Genomic DNA, 17,070 nt, shown 5'->3' with positions numbered 1-17,070 from the left:
TTTTAATCTAGCATTTTTGATATTCTCATTTCATCTTTAGTTATTGCAATACGCCCTGACCGAACAAATTGCATGATTCCATGTTTATCTAGTGTATGATATAGCTCTTCTATTTCTTCTTTTGCTCCTGATTTTTCAAGAACAAAAAAATCTTTGTTTATATTAATTACTCTCGATTTACTATTATTGATTATCGTTTGAATATCATCATTTGCTATTAACGATTCTGAGCTTAATTTAAATAAGCATGACTCTTGATAAACAGTGTCCTTATCTGTATGATAATAGGCTTTTATAACCTCTACTTGCTTTTCAATTTGTCCTATAATTTTTTTAATTTGCTCTTCGGTTACCTTCACTAACAAGGTAAATCTTGAAACACTTTTTATTTCTGATTTAGAAATATTCATGCTTTCAATATTAATATGCCTTCTTAAAAAGATTCCTGAGATTCTATTTAATAACCCAACGTTATTTTCAGTATAAACCGAAACTGTATATGTTTGCTTATTCTCCATAATTATTCTAATCTTATATCTGAAACCGATGCTCCTGTTGGTATCATTGGAAATACATTATTTTCTTTTTCTACACATACCTCTAAAAAGTATGCTTCTTTAGATTGCATCATTTCTTGAACTGATTTTGCTAAGTCTTCTCTTTTTGTAACTCTTTTTGCTGCTATATCATAACCTTTTGCAATAGCTACAAAATCAGGGTTTGTCATTTCTGTTGACGCATATCGCTTATCAAAAAACAATTGTTGCCATTGACGTACCATTCCTAAATATTCGTTATTAAGTACTACTATTTTTACGGCTGCTTTTGTTTGTAAAATTGTTCCTAATTCTTGAATAGTCATCTGATAGCCTCCATCACCCGCAATCATAACTACTTCTCTATCTGGAACTCCCATCTTTGCTCCAATAGCTGCAGGTAAAGCAAATCCCATCGTTCCTAAACCTCCTGAAGTAACATTACTTTTTGTTTGATTAAACTTTGCATAACGACACGCAAACATCTGATGTTGTCCAACATCAGAAACAATTACTGCGTCTCCACCTGAAGCATTGTTTATTTCCTTTAAAACCTCTCCCATCGTTAAGCCTTCTTTAGTTGGAAATAAATCTTCTCTTTTTACTTTATCAAACTCTACAGCTTCTAGTTTATGAAAATTCGATAACCATTCATCATGAGAATTTTTATTAACGAATGGTAATATTTCAGCTAAACTCTCTTTAACATCTCCTAAAACTGCAACATCTGCTTTTACATTTTTATCAATCTCAGCAGGATCTATTTCAAAATGAATAACTTTTGCTTGTTTCGCATAGGTATTTAAACTCCCAGTAACACGATCATCAAAACGCATTCCAACGGCTATTAATAAATCACATTCATTGGTTAATTTATTTGGTGCATAATTTCCATGCATACCTACCATACCTACATTTAATTCATGCTCAGTAGGTAATGCTGATAAACCTAAAATTGTCCACGCCGATGGAATCCTTGCTTTTTCAATAAAAGCTTTAAACTCTTGCTCTGCTTCTCCAAGAATAACTCCTTGCCCAAAAACAATCATTGGTTTTTTAGCACTATTGATTAATGTAGCTGCTGCTTTTACTTCTTCTAAATTAACTTCTGGTTTTGCCTTATAACTACGTACAGAAGTACATTTTTCATATTCAAAGTCGAATGTTTCAAACTGTGCATCTTTTGTTATATCAATTAAAACAGGTCCTGGTCGTCCAGATTTTGCTATGTAAAATGCTTTTGCAAAAATCTCTGGTATTTCTGAAGCCTTCGTTATTTGATAATTCCATTTTGTGACAGGTGTAGAAATTCCAACAATATCAGTTTCTTGAAAAGCATCTGAACCTAATAAATGAGATGCTACTTGTCCTGTAATACATACCATTGGTGTAGAATCTATTTGCGCATCTGCAATACCAGTAATCAAATTGGTTGCACCTGGTCCAGAAGTAGCAATGGCTACTCCTACTTTACCTGTTACTCTAGCAAAACCTTGTGCCGCATGCGTAGCTCCTTGTTCATGACGCGTAAGTACATGATTTATTTTATCTTGAAATTTATACAGCTCATCATATACTGGCATAATTGCTCCTCCAGGATATCCATAAATTAAATCTGCATCTTCTTCTAATAAACATCTTACGACGGCTTCTGCTCCTGAAATATGCAGTTTTTGTTTTGTCTCTATTACAAATGCTGTTTGTGTTTTTGTGGTCATAATTTCAGGTATTAAAATTCATCGGTTACACATCCGTTAGATGCTGATGAAACTGTTTTGGCATATTTATATAAAACACCTCTGTTAACTTTTAATGGGGGTGCTTCCCATTCATTTTTTCTTTTTGTTAATTCTTGATCTGATATTTCTAATACAATTGAATTTGTTTCTGCATTAATTGTAATAATATCACCATCCTTTATCAAAGCAATTGTTCCTCCATCTTGAGCTTCTGGAGTAATATGCCCCACAACAAAACCGTGGGTTCCTCCAGAAAATCGGCCATCTGTAATTAAAGCGACCTCTTTTCCTAAACCAGCTCCCATAATAGCAGCGGTTGGTTTTAACATTTCTGGCATTCCAGGCCCTCCTTTAGGTCCTTCATAACGAATTACAACTACATCTCCTTTACTTACCTTACCGTCACGTATTCCATCATTTGCAGCATATTCTCCTTCAAAAACCTTTGCTTTTCCTGAGAAATACAAACCTTCTTTTCCAGTTATTTTTGCTACCGAACCTTCCTCAGCTAAATTTCCATATAGCATTCGTAAATGCCCCGTTGCTTTTATCGGTGTCTCTAATGGCTTTATAACATCTTGGTTTTCTGTCAAATCAGGAACCTCTGCTAAGTTTTCTTCTAATGTTTTTCCTGTTACCGTTAAGCAATCTCCATGTAACAACCCTTTTTGTAATAAATACTTAAGTACAGCTGGAATACCTCCAACACGATGTACATCTTCCATTAAATATTTACCACTTGGTTTTAAGTCTGCTAAAAATGGTGTTTCATCTGAAATACGTTGAAAATCTTCTAAGGTAAATTTCACATTTGCTGCCTTTGCTATTGCTAAAAAATGCAATACCGCATTTGTTGAACCTCCCATTACGGTTACCAATCGAATCGCATTTTCCATTGCTTTTTTAGTAACAATGTCTGACGGTTTAATATCTTTTTCTAATAATACACGTAGTGCTTCTCCTGCTTTTACACATTCTTCTTCTTTATTTTTACTAATTGCTGGATTTGAAGAATTATAAGGCAAGCTCATTCCTAAAGCTTCTATTGCGGATGCCATTGTATTTGCTGTATACATTCCTCCACAAGCGCCAGCTCCTGGGCATGCTTTTTCTATTACACTTTGATATTCTTTATTATCAATTTTCCCTGCTACTTTTTCTCCCCAAGCTTCAAATGCCGATACAACATCTAACTTTTTTCCTTCATGACATCCCGATGCTATCGTTCCTCCATATACTAAAATGGACGGACGATTTAAGCGAAGCATCGCCATTAAAGCTCCTGGCATATTCTTATCACATCCTACAACAGTTACCAATCCATCATACGACATGGCTTGCACTACAGTTTCCATAGAATCTGCAATAACATCTCTAGACGGTAACGAAAATCGCATTCCTGGAGTTCCCATTGAAATCCCATCAGAAACCCCTATCGTATTAAAAATTAGTCCAACTAAATCGGTGTTTTGTGTTCCTTCTTTCACCAACTTAGCCAGATCATTCAAATGCATATTACACGGATTTCCTTCATACCCTGTACTTGCAATTCCAATAAGTGGTTTTTGTAAATCTGAATTAGACAAACCAATTGCATGTAGCATTGCCTGTGCTGCTGGCTGTGTATCGTCTTGTGTTACTTGTTTACTGAATTTATTCAATTCCATCTTAACTTGCTTTTCTTTTTTGACGTAAGCCTAATACTTCGTCTTTATATAATTTCATTAATTGATATCCATGTGATTTTTCCCATGCAAGTGGAAATCCGTATGCATCTAAAGATTGTAGTCCAACTACTTCAGCAGCTGTTCCTGTAAAAAAACAAGCATCTGCATTTTTTAATTCCTCTAACGTAAAATGCTTTTCTTCAATAGAAATTCCTTCTTCTTTGCATAATTCAATTACAGTAGATCGTGTAATTCCTGCCATAATATGACCTCTTGGTGGTGTGTATAACTTTCCATCCTTTTGCATAAAAATATTAGCTCCTGAACATTCTGCTACATTTCCATTCATATCTAACAACAATGCTTCATCATATCCTTCTTTTTTAGCTTCATTTGTAGATAGAATAGAATTTATATAATGTCCAGTGACCTTTGCCTCTACAAAACATGCCTTAGGGTTGGGTCTTTGAAACGAAGATGTTTTAACACGTAATAACTTATCTCCCATGTATTTTCCCCATTCCCAACATTGAATAATTAAATTCGTTTCATTAGAAGTTAACAAACTCATATTTGCTCCTGTAGTTATTAACGGACGTATATAAGCATCTTTTAAAGCATTACGTTCTAACAACTCGTACGTTATTTTGGTAAGTTCTTCTTCTGTATACTTAAATTGAATATCCATTACTTCTGCTCCATACTTTAAGCGTTTATAATGTTCTTCTGATTTAAAAATTCTTGTTCCACTTGGTGTATTATAAGCTCTTATGCCTTCAAAAACACCGTTTCCATAGTGTAAACTTTGGCTATAAGGGTTCTCTTTTGCTTCTTTTGCTTTGATAAATTTCCCATTATAAAAAATGATACTATCTTCTTTGTAATACATTGTTTTTAGTTGTTTTGCTGTTCGAAATTATTTTATTGTCTTTTTATTAATTCTTGTTTTTCTCTATTTTAATGACACCCACCTAATAGACTTAAAGTTTACTTCATTGATTTACAGGTCATTACGGTGTTTTAATTCTAATATTCAATACAAAAAAAAGCCTGCATCTAAATTGACACAGGCTTTATTGTATAGCAATAATTATCTGTATCAACTCGGTGGTGAGCTAATAATGACAATAATTAAGACTACTACGATATTTAAAATTTGACTCATATTCTTGTTAACTAAAAAAGGCTTCCTAAATTTAGGAAGCCTTTTTTTATAATTTATAATTATTTAAATGCATTCCTCTATCCCTGTGAAATAATCACAATGACAATAATAGAAATGATATTTAAAATTTGTTTTTTCATCTGATGTCACAAATATTTAGAATAATATTTTAAATATCCTAATTTATTTCCAAAAAAAGTAAAATATATTTTATATGTTTGCCACATGAATTCTTTAAAAAATAAAATACGTAGTACTGTTCCCAGTACATTTGTTCGCTTACGCCGTCGCAGCTAAAAGCAAACAAAGCATTCTTTATATACGTAATTTTTATTTTTTTATTTCTTGTACAATTTCAATTTCATATCAATTTTACCTGTAGTTATTCCTTCGAATAGCCCAGTTGTTGTACGCCCTATTTTCCGCCGTCGCCCGTCAGGGTGTTAATCAATTATTGAACCTAGGTGTGTCCGGTTCTTCTTTCAAAAACAATCCATTTTACAAACATTTTAATTTAAAATCAAAAACAATGAAAATTGTTATTGCTGATAAATCACATACAGTATATGCTGATATCATTTGTCAAACAATTGATGAAGCTGCTCAAGTTAGAGGTACAGGTATTGCTAAGCGTAAACCTGAATATATTATTACAAAACTAGAAAACAGCAACGCTGTAATAGCTTTAGACGGAGATAAATTTGCTGGTTTTTGTTATATCGAAGCATGGAGTCATGGCAAATTTGTTGCGAATTCTGGACTAATTGTACATCCTGATTATAGAGGAATTGGACTTGCTAAAAAAATTAAAGCAATAGTTTTTAAACACTCTAGAACCAAGTTCCCAAATGCTAAAGTATTTTCAATTACTACAGGATTAGCTGTTATGAAACTAAATAGCGATTTAGGATACAAGCCCGTTACTTTTTCTGAATTAACAAACGATCAATCCTTTTGGAAAGGTTGTCAAACCTGCAAAAACTACGATGTGCTACAAAGAACAAAACAACAAATGTGCTTATGTACTGGTATGTTATACGATCCATCAACAACAAATAATAAGATAAAAATTAAAGAGAAGGTTTTTCAACGATTAAAGAGAATCAAGGAAAGCATCTATTTAAAAAAAGATAAAAAATGAAAAAATTAGTCATTGCATATAGTGGAGGTTTAGATACTTCCTATTGCGCCGTTAGCTTATCTAAAGCTGGATATGAAGTACATGCAGTTAGTGTAAATACAGGAGGCTTCACTCAAAAAGAAATTACAAACATTGAAGCTAATGCCTATAAAATGGGCGTTTCAACCTATAAAAATATCAATGCTGTTACTACATTTTATCAAAAGGTAGTAAAATACCTCATCTTTGGAAACGTATTGAAAAACAATACCTACCCTTTATCAGTAAGTGCTGAAAGAATAATTCAAGCAATTGAAATTGCTAATTATGCCAAAAGCATTGGAGCTAAATATATTGCTCATGGAAGTACTGGTGCAGGAAATGATCAGGTACGTTTTGATATGATCTTTCAAACTATTACTCCAGATATTCAAATTATAACTCCAATAAGAGAACAACAATTATCGAGACAAAAAGAAATTAAATACTTAAAAGACAATGGGATTGAGCTCTCTTGGGAAAAAGCTAAATATTCTATAAACAAAGGGCTTTGGGGAACTAGTGTTGGCGGTGAAGAGACCTTAACTTCCCATAAAGCGTTGCCAGAAAAAGCCTATCCTTCTCAATTAGAAAGAACAGGAGAAGAACAGGTAAAACTAACTTTTAAAAATGGCGAATTCGTTGCATTCAATACTGTATATGATACTCCAGAAAAAAATATTCAAAAACTAAATAAACTTGCTAGTTCTTATGCTATTGGAAGAGACATTCATGTTGGAGATACCATTGTTGGAATTAAAGGACGTGTTGGTTTTGAAGCTGCTGCTGCATTAATAATAATAAAGGCACATCATTTATTAGAAAAACACACACTTACCAAATGGCAATTGCAGCATAAAGAATACCTAACTAGTTTTTACGGAATGCATTTACACGAAGGTCAGTATTTAGATCCAGTGATGAGAAATATTGAGGCCTTCTTAACCAGTAGTCAAAAGAAAGTAACTGGTGACGTATTCCTAACCTTAAAACCGTATCACTTTCAATTAGATGGTATTAACTCTAAATACGATTTAATGAATGCTAAGTTTGGAAGTTATGGAGAGGAAAATAACAGTTGGACTTCAGATGAGGCCAAAGGGTTTATTAAAATCTTAGGAAATCAAAACAAAATATATCAACAAGTAAATTCTTAATAAATGATACAAGTAGGAATTATAGGTGGCGCAGGTTATACCGCAGGAGAATTGATTAGATTATTGATGCTGCATTCAAAAGCAAGTTTAAATTTTGTGTATAGCACTTCTAATGCAGGAAATAAAATCAGTGACATTCATCAAGATTTAGAAGGTTCTTTAGCAATGTCTTTTACAGATATCGTCAACACACAGGTAGATGTGTTGTTTTTATGCTTAGGTCATGGAAACTCAAAGAAGTTCTTAGAGAATAATTCATTTTCAAATACCACCAAAATCATTGATTTAGGAAATGATTTTAGATTAAACAAAGACAGCGTTTTTCAAAAAAGAGATTTTGTATACGGTTTACCAGAACTACAAAAAGAAAACATTCAAAAAGCGAATCATATTGCGAATCCAGGGTGTTTTGCTACTGCTATTCAACTTGCTTTATTACCATTAGCAAAATCAGGTTTATTAAATAATGATGTACATATAAATGCAGTAACGGGAGCTACTGGAGCAGGGACTTCCCTATCTCCTACTACCCATTTTACATGGAGAGACAATAACTTTTCCTATTACAAACCTTTTACCCACCAACACTTAGGGGAAATTAAAGAGTCTATAAAAACGCTAGACAATAATTTTAATACTGAATTAGTCTTTATGCCAAACAGGGGTGATTTTTCTAGAGGAATTTTTGCCACCGCTTATACGCATTTTGAAGGAAGCTTGGCAGCAGCAAAAGCCATGTATCAGGAATATTATAAGGATGCAAAATTTACAATAGTCTCCGAGAAAGAAATACACTTAAAACAAGTGGTTAACACCAATAAATGCTTGCTTCATTTACATAAGCATGAAAATAAACTACTGGTAACAAGCATTATTGACAACCTATTAAAAGGTGCTTCGGGACAAGCGATTCAAAATATGAACTTACTATTTGGTTTTGAAGAAACTGAAGGATTACAACTAAAAGCAATTTTTTTTTAACAACAACATACAACTAATAATAAACAAATGAAAATAGCAATTATAGGTACAGGTAATCTAGGTAAATCCATAGCCAAAGGGCTTATTACCACTAATGCAATTAGCACCTTGTATTTAACTAAACGAAACTTAGCATCCATAAAAGAGTTTGAAGCTTATAAAAACGTCTTCTTAACTAATGATAATAAAGAAGCTATCAAGAATTCTGATATTATTCTATTTGCAGTACAACCAGCACATTTTGCTCAAATATTAACTGAAATAAAACCATTATTAAAAGAACAACACACCATTATTTCTACTATTACAGGCTTTTCAATTGCTAAAATTGAAGAAGTTATAGGTACGGAAAATTTCATTATTAGAGCCATGCCAAACACAGCCATTGCCGTTGGAAAATCAATGACTTGCTTATGTGGTAATATCCAAGGATTAGAAAGAATAAAAGTGGCCGAAGCTATTTTTAACAGATTGGGAACTTCTATTATCATTCCTGAATCGCAAATGCAAGCAGCAACCGTAGTTTGTGCAAGTGGTATTGCTTTTTGGATGCGAATGATTAGAGCCACTACACAAGCCGCAATTCAATTAGGATTTGACGCTACTGAAGCACAAGAGCTCGCTATGCATACCTGCGAAGGAGCTGCCAGTTTATTAATTACCAATGGTAATCATCCAGAACAAGAAATAGATAGAGTTACCACCCCAAAAGGATGCACTATTGAAGGACTAAATGAAATGGAACATCAAGGATTGAGTTCTTCATTAATTCAAGGAATGGTTACTTCTTACAAAAAAATAAATACAATAAAATCGGAACAGTTATGAGTTTATTTAATGTATATCCTTTGTTTGACATTACACCTGTAAAGGCAGCAGATGTTTTTGTATACGATAAAAACGGCACTGAATATTTAGATTTATACGGAGGGCATGCCGTTATTTCCATCGGACACTCCCACCCTACTTATGTTCAAAACATACGCAAACAATTAAGTGATTTAGGATTTTATAGTAATTCCATTCAAAATCCTTTGCAAGAAGCTTTGGCTAAAGAATTAACCCAACAATCTAATTGTAATAATTACCAATTATTTTTATGCAATTCGGGGGCCGAAGCCAATGAAAATGCATTAAAACTAGCTTCTTTTCATACCAATAAAAAGAAAATACTTTCTTTTTCAAATTCATTTCATGGAAGAACCTCAGCTGCCGTTGCCGCAACAGACAATACCAAAATTGTAGCACCTATCAATGCACAACAAGAAGTTGAATTTTGTGATTTGGGTGATTTAACAACTGTAGAAAAAGCCTTACAAAAAGGCGATGTATGTGCTGTTATAATTGAATGTATTCAAGGCGTTGGTGGCTTGGATGAAAGTACAACTTCTTTTTACCAAGATTTAGCTGAGTTATGTAAAAAGTATCAAGCAATATTAATTGCAGACGAAGTACAATCGGGGTTTGGAAGAACTGGTGATTTCTTCGCCTTTCAAAAGCATGGGGTTCAACCAGACATTATCTCAATGGCCAAAGGCATGGGTAATGGCTTCCCTATTGGTGGTATTTTAATTCACCCAAGTATTAAAGCTTCTTATGGTTTATTAGGAACAACCTTTGGCGGAAATCATTTAGCCTGTGCAGCTTCTTTAAGTGTCTTAGAGGTTTTACAACAAGAAAAACTATTAGCCAATGCTACTCGTATTTCAGAATACTTTAAAAAGAAAGCAGCAGCTATTCCTCAAATTAAAAATATAAAAGGAAGAGGTTTAATGTTAGGACTAGAATTCGACTTTCCTATAGCCACATTAAGGAAAGACCTCATTTATAAGCAACACTTATTTACAGGGAGTGCCAAGAACCCGAATCTATTAAGAATTCTTCCGCCATTAACACTGAAAGAACAACATGTTGACTTCTTTTTTAAAGGATTAAAAACCGAGTTAAACAAACAACAATGAAAAAATACACCAACATAAAGGATCTTGAAAACATTACTGAAATTATTAAAGAAGCCATACAGCTAAAGAAAAACCCATATCTATATGAAGAGCTTGGAAAACATAAAACACTGGTAATGTTATTTTTCAATGCAAGTTTAAGAACCCGATTAAGTACCGAAAAAGCCGCAAAGAACTTAGGTATGGATGTAATGGTCTTAAACGTAAACGATTCTTGGAAACTTGAGTTTGATAACGGAACTATGATGAATTTCAATACTGCCGAACATATAAAAGAAGCCGCTCAAGTAGTTTCTCAATATGCAGATATTATTGCCGTTAGGGCTTTTCCTTCGTTAAAAGACAAGCCAAAAGATATCGCAGACGCGGTACTAAATAGTTTTGTTAAATATGCTTCTGTTCCTGTAATTAATATGGAAAGTGCAGTAGCACATCCTTTGCAAGCCTTGACAGATGCAATTACCATTGAAGAGTTAAAAACAAAGAAGAAGCCAAAAATAGTATTGTCTTGGGCGCCACATCCAAAGGCATTGCCACATGCTGTTGCCAATTCTTTTGTAAACATGATGTCTGAAATAGATGCCAATTTTTCCATCACACATCCCAAAGGATATGAATTAGATGCTCAACTAACAAAAAACATTCCCATTGAATACAATCAGAAGAAGGCTTTACAAAATGCCGACTTTGTTTATGTAAAAAACTGGAGTAGCTATTCGGACTATGGAAAAATACTCTCGAAAGATCCCAGTTGGATGTTAACCAAAGAAAAAGTAGGCACCGCAAAGTTTATGCACTGCCTGCCTGTACGAAGAAATGTTGTGGTGGAAGATGCTGTGCTAGATAGTAATGCATCCGTAGTTATTCAACAAGCAAATAACAGAACCTTTGCTGCTCAGGTAGTATTGAAGAAGATTATTGAAAACCTATCCTCATGAAAACACTTAAAATAATAAAAATAGGAGGCAATATTATTGACGATGCTAAAGCCTTGGACGACTTTCTCTATCACTTTTCTAAAATAGAAAGTCCCAAAATACTGGTACATGGTGGTGGTAAGTTAGCCACCAAACTCGCTGAACAAATGAATATGAAGGTTCAAATGACCGATGGTAGAAGAATTACCGATACTAAAACCTTGGATCTTATTACCATGGTGTATGCTGGTAAAATTAATAAGAGTATCGTGGCTACATTGCAAAAAAACACCTGTAACGCTATTGGTTTTACAGGAGCAGACGGCAATACCATTCTTTCTGTAAAAAGGCCTGTTAAAGAAATAGACTACGGTTTTGTGGGCGATGTAATTAAAGTAAATACAACGGTTCTTGAAACACTATTAACTCAAAATATTGCACCTGTTTTTTGTGCCATTACGCATAACAATGATGGACAATTGCTAAATACCAATGCCGATACCATAGCTGCTGAGCTTGCCATTGGTTTTGCGCAACAATATAAAACAGAATTGTATTACTGTTTTGAGAAAAGCGGCGTATTAATTAATGTAGAAAACGACAATTCAGTGATAGAGCATCTTAGCAAAGAAACCTACCAAGAGCTATTAGCACAACAAAGTATAGCTAATGGGATGTTGCCTAAACTGAATAATTGCTTTCACGCCATAGACCATCAAGTACATAAAGTATGCCTTGGAAAGCCAAGCATGTTATACAAACAAAATTCTAAACATACCACCATACAAGCCTCATGAAAACACTCGATAAATTAACTATTGAAGCGATAGAACTCTTAAAAAACCTCATCGAAACGCCATCTTTTTCTTCTGAAGAAGAAGAAACTGCAGCCTTGCTTGAAAATTGGTTTGTTCGTTATAACATACCTTTTCAAAGATCGGTACATAATGTATGGGCGGTTAACAAACATTTCAATGAACACAAACCTACTTTGTTGTTAAACTCACATCACGATACGGTAAAACCAAACAATGGCTACACTAAAAATCCTTTTAAAGCACTTGTAGAAGAGGGTAAACTATATGGCTTAGGAAGCAATGACGCTGGTGGGTGTTTGGTATCTTTATTAGCCACCTTTACTCATTTTTATGCACAAGAAAACTTAGCATACAACTTGGTATTTGTAGGTTCGGCAGAGGAAGAAAGTAGCGGTGCAAATGGTTTAAACAGCATGCTGCCTATTATTCCTAATATAGATGTAGCGATTGTTGGCGAACCAACTTTGATGGAATTAGCAATTGCCGAAAAAGGCTTGGTTGTTTTTGATGCAGTAGTAAAAGGAACACCAAGTCACGCTGCACATCCCAATACCAACAATGCTATTTACAATACAATTGATGTCTTAAAATGGTTTGAATCCTACAAGTTTAAAAAAACTTCTGAAAGCTTGGGTGCTGTAAAAATGACGGTTACACAAATTAACGCTGGGAAACAACACAATGCGGTACCTGCTGAGGTAGCCTTAGTAATAGATGTTCGTGTAAACGACCAATATACCAATCAAGAAATTGTTTCAATTCTTCAACAAGAAGCACCTTGTAATAGTATACTACCGCGTAGCATTCACTTAAACTCCTCATCCATTCCAATACATCACAACTTGGTAAAAGCAGGAATAGCTTTAGGAAGAAAAACCTATGGTTCTCCTACCCTATCGGATCAATCGGTATTGTCTTGTCCATCCTTAAAGCTAGGTCCAGGCGATAGTAAACGATCTCATACTGCTGATGAGTTTATCTACCTCCATGAAATTGAAGAAGGCATTCAACTATATGTTCAACTATTAAATAAAGTACTACACCATGAAACTCTGGGATAAAGGAATTAACATAGATAAAAAAATAGAACAATTTACCGTTGGAAACGATAGAGAAATAGACCTGCACATTGCTAAATATGATGTATTAGCCTCTATTGCCCATGCCAAAATGTTACATACTATTAACATTTTAACAGCACAAGAGCTTCAACAATTACTCACAGGCTTAGATGCTTTGCTTGTACAAATTGAGAATAATACTTTTGTTATTGAAGATCATTTTGAAGATGTACATTCTAAAATAGAATACGAGCTCACCCAACAATATGGCGATGTAGGTAAGAAAATACACACTGCCCGTTCTAGAAACGATCAGGTATTGGTGGCTTTACACTTATACTATAAAGATTCTTTGTTGGAAATTACCAGCTTAACCAAAAGCTTCTTTAACACGCTTATCCAATTGGCTAATACGCATAAAGAGGCATTATTACCTGGCTATACCCATTTACAAGTAGCCATGCCTTCTTCTTTTGGCTTGTGGTTTTCTGCCTATGCAGAGCTCTTAATTGACGATTTATATCTTGTGAATGCAGCTTTAAAAGTAGTAGATCAAAACCCTTTGGGTTCGGCAGCAGGCTATGGCAGCTCTTTTCCTATTGATAGAGATTTCACCACTAAAGAACTACACTTTGCAACTTTAAAGTACAATGTAGTAGCTGCCCAAATGAGCAGAGGAAAAAGCGAGCGTACCCTTTCCATGGCATTGGGGAGTTTGGCAAATACGCTAGCGCGTTTTGCTATGGACATTTGTTTGTATATGAGTCAGAATTTTGACTTTATATCCTTTCCTGATGCGCTTACCACTGGGAGTAGTATTATGCCGCATAAAAAGAATCCCGATGTTTTTGAACTTATTCGTGGTAAGTGTAATAAAATACAGGCCTTGCAAACCGAAATGCTTTTAATTACCAACAATTTACCAAGTGGCTATCATAGAGATTATCAGCTATTAAAAGAAAACATGCTACAGGCGCTTGAAAGCATGAAAGAGATTCTAGTTGTTTTCAATTATGCCATTCAACAGGTTATCGTGAAGGATATTGATTTAAATGCCAATAAATACCAATACTTATTTACGGTAGACAATATGAATACCTTAGTAGAAAACGGCATGCCCTTTCGAGAAGCTTATCAAAAAATTGGCAATGAAGTAACTTCTGGAACCTATATTCCCGATAGATCTAAAAAGCATAGTCATATAGGTAGTATGGGTAATTTATGCTTGGAACGTATTCAACAAAAAATGGAAAATAGTTAACTTGCAATTTAAAATATCGTCTTAAGAGCAGATAATTGAAGTTATCCGCTCTTAAGACGATAAACAATAAGGTTTTTTATTCTATTTTTTGTCGGTTTTCATCGTACAAACCAATTAAAACACTATTTCCTTGTTGATTTACTTTTAGACCTCCGTACTTTGCTTTTTCATATTTTTCGGCATCTCCTTCTTGAAAGAAATACGATTCTGCTCCAATACTTACCCTTCCCCACTTCATTAAATTATAACGTATTAAAAACTCTCCATCTTTAATTGGGTTCTTTTGGTTTTGCATGCGAACTTTTTTCGCTATTCCCTCTTCATTTAACTTTACCACACAATAGCCTCTTTTAGCAATACTATCAGTTTCTACAGTATTTGAAATAGCATAGCGCAATCGCATATAATCTCCTTGCATTAACGAACGAGGATCTACTGGGGCTAGTTCAAGCAACACCAATTGTCCATCTGCCAATAGCTTTTCTTTTTTAAAAATTGAACTATTAAATAGTATTAGCACTACTACTAAATTTACCAATATGAGTATCCATTTATATTTTTTCATTGTTTCCTAGCATTTTTGTGGTGAATAAATAGCATGCTAAAAACAGCACACCCGATACCAATAAGAGTATAGATTTGGTAAGCAAAGTAAAACTTAGATCGTAATAATACTGCGATACAAAATAGACCAATGCTAGTATTCCAATAACAAATCCTGTTTTATAATTAACCAAAAAGCAAAGTAAAACAAGTAGCATAGCTCCAGATATTGCGGGTGAAAACAATGTTGATAGTAGTATTAAAAAACTAAACACATAGAGTATGCCTTTGGTTTTTACAGCTGTTATTCCGTTAATTTTACCAATAATACTTACCACATACATTCCTATACTAATAAATATAATAGAAGAAATCCATATATAATTTTGAGAAAGTGGTAGCCCTCCTTTTTTACCTACAATACTCACGCCTATTATAAAAGAGATTAGCACACCAATTCTAATAGGATAGTACAATTGGGCTAGCTTCTTTGTTGCTGAAATTATTTTTGCTTCGTTTAAAAATACATAGGTTAAAATAAAACTTGTTATAGCAATATATACATGAATTAAATCGTACACTTCCGTATTTAATAGCAGAAATAAAAAGCTTCCATTGAGGATTAGTATGGATACAAACGACACTATATAATTTTGTGTAATTACCAAAGCACTCAAGGCAATAAGACCTATGATAATGGCTATACTATTTTCTCCAACATGTATTTCTGATAAACTAAAAGCTAACAAAACAAAGCCGGTAATGTATATTGAAATACTAAAAGTATCTAGAATAAGCTTTTGAGATATTTTATTAATTACTATAGCCGAAGCGATAGATAAACTTCCTACAACTGTCATTACTATTTCAGAACTATAAAGTCCTGAAATTACCAAAAAAGCTAAAAATGCCAACATGGCTAATACCCCTCCTAAGATTGACAATATTTTAATGGCTAAACTCGCTTTGTTTTCATCTGCCGCTTTATAGGCGTCTAAAATAGCCGCTTCATTGTACTCAAATTCGGCGCCTTCTGCGAAGCGAATACGATCTAAAAGTGCCTGTTTATTTGTTATTTTTTCCATTTCTTCTGCAATCTTATTAAAGTTTTTATAACCATACTTACACTAGCTATTACAAACAAGCCGATAAAGAAAATCATGCCTTCATCCTCTGTTATTTTTATAAGCAGTGCACAACTAATAACAATGCAACTAAATGCAATTACTGACAGGTTAAACACCTCCTTATGTTTTAATCCGTACCTAATTCCTATGGCATACAAAGCACTTGTTAACAACAACAATACCCAAAAAGCTTCTTGACTCCTACCAAAAATCCCTGTGGTAATACCTACAGTACTAAAAAACACCACTGCCAAGGCTAACAAATTTGTAAACCAACTAGGTACTTTTATTTTTGGATTTATGTTCTTTAAATACAAGAACCCTATTAAAAACGCGGCGTTGATACAGAATAGTAAAGCAAGTACAAAAACCTCAGACCAGTCTTGTGCTACCTGCTCTGCATACAATACCGTTGTTGTGTTTATGAGTGTTATAAACACCAACCATAAGGGAGCAAAGTTTGAAATGAGTACCCAAATAGCAATAGCCATGGTCCAACCCAAGAAAAAATCGTAGGCATTGGCACCCGTTTGGTATATCTGACCAAATACCGCAAACAGCACCCCTACCAATATGGAGGCACCCGTAAGAAGTATGTTTTTTATGTCTAGTGATATTTTAGCTATCACCAATACTAGGGTGGCACTTATAATACCCACTTCTAGGAATCCCAGTTTAAAAAACTTATGCAAACTTGCCCAGTTATAGGCAAAGAAGAAAATAATTCCTGCTGTGGTAAAGCCCACCCCTAAGCTAACAAAAAACAATCTCAAAAACTTTTGCCAAGCTGCTTTGTCGTGGTAAATATGCGTAGTAAGTATCTTTTGAATACTTTTTTCAGACCAGTTACTATGTTTGGCAATTATCTGAATGTCTTCTCTTTCAATATCTTTCATTCAATTTTATTTAATACTTGTTAACTATACTACTTAATGGTTAACGGTTATTAAAAATACTGATTTTTTAACTAAGCGTTAC

Annotated in this window: 16 protein-coding genes; 9 read left to right on the top strand and 7 right to left on the bottom strand. The window is 33.9% G+C overall.

All coding sequences use genetic code 11. The features are described 5' to 3' along the window. Positions 1 to 2 precede the first annotated feature (2 nt). Genes ilvN through Q0881_RS03640 form a run of 4 tightly spaced genes read right to left on the bottom strand, consistent with a single transcriptional unit; the run spans position 3 to position 4,831 of the window. Positions 3 to 518 (bottom strand): acetolactate synthase small subunit, encoded by a 516-nt coding sequence (ilvN, locus tag Q0881_RS03655; RefSeq protein WP_299157109.1) that lies wholly within the window; start codon positions 516 to 518, stop codon positions 3 to 5. A 2-nt stretch (positions 519 to 520) separates the two neighbouring features. Continuing rightward, positions 521 to 2,254 (bottom strand): biosynthetic-type acetolactate synthase large subunit, encoded by a 1,734-nt coding sequence (ilvB, locus tag Q0881_RS03650; protein WP_299157108.1) that lies wholly within the window; start codon positions 2,252 to 2,254, stop codon positions 521 to 523. Positions 2,255 to 2,265: 11 nt separating this feature from the next. After that, entirely contained in the window at positions 2,266 to 3,942 is a 1,677-nt protein-coding gene (gene ilvD, locus Q0881_RS03645) for a dihydroxy-acid dehydratase (protein WP_299157106.1), read from the bottom strand. 1 nt (position 3,943) lies between these two features. Next, complete coding sequence (locus tag Q0881_RS03640; RefSeq protein ID WP_299157104.1) at positions 3,944 to 4,831, bottom strand: branched-chain amino acid transaminase; 888 nt, start codon at positions 4,829 to 4,831, stop codon at positions 3,944 to 3,946. 805 nt (positions 4,832 to 5,636) lie between these two features. Between Q0881_RS03640 and Q0881_RS03635 the strand changes: the two genes are divergently transcribed. Genes Q0881_RS03635 through argH form a run of 9 tightly spaced genes read left to right on the top strand, consistent with a single transcriptional unit; the run spans position 5,637 to position 14,422 of the window. Next, positions 5,637 to 6,248, top strand: a complete 612-nt coding sequence (locus Q0881_RS03635) for a GNAT family N-acetyltransferase (protein WP_299157102.1) — start codon at positions 5,637 to 5,639, stop codon at positions 6,246 to 6,248. Next, entirely contained in the window at positions 6,245 to 7,423 is a 1,179-nt protein-coding gene (locus Q0881_RS03630; RefSeq protein ID WP_299157099.1) for an argininosuccinate synthase domain-containing protein, read from the top strand. The genes Q0881_RS03635 and Q0881_RS03630 overlap by 4 nt, the downstream gene beginning before the upstream one ends. A gap of 3 nt (positions 7,424 to 7,426) precedes the next feature. Further along, the gene (argC, locus tag Q0881_RS03625; protein ID WP_299157097.1) at positions 7,427 to 8,404 is read left to right on the top strand and encodes an N-acetyl-gamma-glutamyl-phosphate reductase; all 978 of its coding nucleotides are present in this window, start codon (positions 7,427 to 7,429) and stop codon (positions 8,402 to 8,404) included. A 27-nt stretch (positions 8,405 to 8,431) separates the two neighbouring features. Further along, a complete protein-coding gene (proC, locus tag Q0881_RS03620; RefSeq protein WP_299157095.1) occupies positions 8,432 to 9,232 on the top strand; it encodes a pyrroline-5-carboxylate reductase in 801 nt (266 codons plus the stop codon). Then, on the top strand, positions 9,229 to 10,365 hold the full coding sequence (locus tag Q0881_RS03615; protein WP_299157093.1) for an aminotransferase class III-fold pyridoxal phosphate-dependent enzyme: 1,137 nt from the start codon (positions 9,229 to 9,231) through the stop codon (positions 10,363 to 10,365). Before proC ends, Q0881_RS03615 begins: the two co-directional genes overlap by 4 nt. Then, complete coding sequence (locus tag Q0881_RS03610; RefSeq protein WP_299157091.1) at positions 10,362 to 11,303, top strand: acetylornithine carbamoyltransferase; 942 nt, start codon at positions 10,362 to 10,364, stop codon at positions 11,301 to 11,303. Before Q0881_RS03615 ends, Q0881_RS03610 begins: the two co-directional genes overlap by 4 nt. After that, positions 11,300 to 12,079, top strand: coding sequence for an acetylglutamate kinase (gene argB / locus Q0881_RS03605; protein WP_299157089.1), 780 nt, complete (start codon positions 11,300 to 11,302; stop codon positions 12,077 to 12,079). Before Q0881_RS03610 ends, argB begins: the two co-directional genes overlap by 4 nt. After that, positions 12,076 to 13,161 carry a M20 family metallo-hydrolase gene (locus Q0881_RS03600; RefSeq protein WP_299157086.1) on the top strand — a complete coding sequence of 362 codons (1,086 nt, stop codon included), beginning with the start codon at positions 12,076 to 12,078 and terminating at the stop codon, positions 13,159 to 13,161. Before argB ends, Q0881_RS03600 begins: the two co-directional genes overlap by 4 nt. Continuing rightward, positions 13,145 to 14,422, top strand: coding sequence for an argininosuccinate lyase (gene argH / locus Q0881_RS03595; RefSeq protein ID WP_299157084.1), 1,278 nt, complete (start codon positions 13,145 to 13,147; stop codon positions 14,420 to 14,422). The genes Q0881_RS03600 and argH overlap by 17 nt, the downstream gene beginning before the upstream one ends. Positions 14,423 to 14,498: 76 nt before the next feature. On the opposite strand, the gene Q0881_RS03590 is transcribed toward argH, so the two are convergent. Genes Q0881_RS03590 through Q0881_RS03580 form a run of 3 tightly spaced genes read right to left on the bottom strand, consistent with a single transcriptional unit; the run spans position 14,499 to position 16,988 of the window. Further along, on the bottom strand, positions 14,499 to 14,987 hold the full coding sequence (locus Q0881_RS03590; protein ID WP_299157082.1) for a GDYXXLXY domain-containing protein: 489 nt from the start codon (positions 14,985 to 14,987) through the stop codon (positions 14,499 to 14,501). Continuing rightward, positions 14,974 to 16,050 carry a DUF4401 domain-containing protein gene (locus Q0881_RS03585; RefSeq protein WP_299157080.1) on the bottom strand — a complete coding sequence of 359 codons (1,077 nt, stop codon included), beginning with the start codon at positions 16,048 to 16,050 and terminating at the stop codon, positions 14,974 to 14,976. The genes Q0881_RS03590 and Q0881_RS03585 overlap by 14 nt, the downstream gene beginning before the upstream one ends. Further along, positions 16,038 to 16,988 carry a DUF2157 domain-containing protein gene (locus Q0881_RS03580; RefSeq protein ID WP_299157079.1) on the bottom strand — a complete coding sequence of 317 codons (951 nt, stop codon included), beginning with the start codon at positions 16,986 to 16,988 and terminating at the stop codon, positions 16,038 to 16,040. Before Q0881_RS03580 ends, Q0881_RS03585 begins: the two co-directional genes overlap by 13 nt. Between the last annotated feature and the right edge of the window lie 82 nt (positions 16,989 to 17,070).

The organism is uncultured Tenacibaculum sp. (genome assembly GCF_947494125.1).
Classification (GTDB): domain Bacteria; phylum Bacteroidota; class Bacteroidia; order Flavobacteriales; family Flavobacteriaceae; genus Polaribacter.
Note: the sequence above shows the minus strand (reverse complement) of the source record. Positions and strands in the feature narration are given on the sequence as shown.